The following is a 1,156-nucleotide window of genomic DNA, read 5'->3' as shown; positions in this document are numbered from 1 at the left end:
TGACGCCCTGCTCCTCGGCCAGCCGGTCCATCCGGGTTCCGATGGCGAAGTCGCGCGCGGTCTGCGAGCAGCCGTGGAGCATCACCACGAGCGGACGGGGACCGTGTCCGGAACCCGACGGCACAAACAGGTCGTAGGCGCCGCTACCGGCTTGGTTGCCGTACCGACGTGCCAAGGCGCCGGGCCGGTCGATGGATCGCTCCGCCGATTTAATCGCCGCGGGTCCGGGACGCTCTGTCATAGAGATGCTTTCAAGGATGGCCCTGTACGGAGCGGAATGTGAGCTACGGCAGGGCGCCGATCATGCCCTTTGCCTCGGTCATCATATTCTCGCATGCGCGCTTGTCGCCGCCTCGGTCCTCGGCGGACGCCCGGACGATGAGGGTCCGCGCGGCGGCAATGTGGTCGGCGGTTGAAACCATCTCCGGATCGCTCGGTGAGCCGCGGCGGATATCGGTCAGACCTCGGGCCGAAGCTGTTCGAAGTTCGTGCCCCGATTTCAGGCCCGCGATCTGAACCGCCCCGGCGCTGTCGAGGCGACGCTCGATGGTGCCGATCTGTTCGGCGCAGAACGATGCGAGGGCGGGAAGCGGAAGGGTCGCTAGAACGGCGCGGCGGCGAAGCGCATCATGGTGTCTCTCCGGGGGATGGCAGCACCTCCGGACCCGCACGACGAGCGGACGATCGGGATGACATCCCTCACGCAGCGATGCGAGGGTAGCATCTATCCAACACGATCCAGCAACGAATGTTGCACCGCAACACGAAACGCAGGGAAGACCCGTGTCGGTCGCCGCCGTCATCGAAATTTGTCGATGCGGTCAATCGGTGATGGTCCGGCCGGGCGCGGTCGCCACCGTTCCTGGGGTGATAAGGCTGCCAGCGTCCCGAAAGGCGGTCGGGCGATCCCATTCGCTAAAATTCTTATTGTCGCTCGTGGGATCAAGAGAGTCGGGGATTAGTTGTCATCATGCTTAGCGCTCGGCGGCGAGCGGTTTTTTCCGCGGTTTCGAGCGTGATATTTTCCAGCAGGATCATCGAAATGAAGGCACTTACTTGGCAGGGCCGAGGCAAGATCTCGTGCGAGACTGTGCCGGACCCGAAGATCGAGCATGGTCGTGACGTCATCATCAAGGTGACCGCCTGCGCGATCTGC

Annotated in this window: 2 protein-coding genes and 1 pseudogene; 1 reads left to right on the top strand and 2 read right to left on the bottom strand. The window is 63.6% G+C overall.

What is annotated here, in order from left to right; genetic code table 11:
- The coding region (locus MKK64_RS18880) for a PHB depolymerase family esterase (protein WP_243936425.1) at positions 1-241 on the bottom strand (241 nt) is incomplete at its 3' end.
- Between the two features lie 43 nt (positions 242-284).
- Entirely contained in the window at positions 285-671 is a 387-nt protein-coding gene (locus tag MKK64_RS18875) for a hypothetical protein (RefSeq protein ID WP_243936424.1), read from the bottom strand.
- 371 nt (positions 672-1,042) lie between these two features.
- Here MKK64_RS18875 and MKK64_RS18870 point away from each other — a divergent pair.
- Positions 1,043-1,156: pseudogene (locus MKK64_RS18870) on the top strand (oxidoreductase); the annotation flags it as partial.

Origin of the sequence: Methylobacterium sp. E-025, assembly GCF_022829705.1 — a bacterium.
Classification (GTDB): domain Bacteria; phylum Pseudomonadota; class Alphaproteobacteria; order Rhizobiales; family Beijerinckiaceae; genus Methylobacterium.
This window is presented reverse-complemented; position numbering and strand designations above follow the sequence as displayed.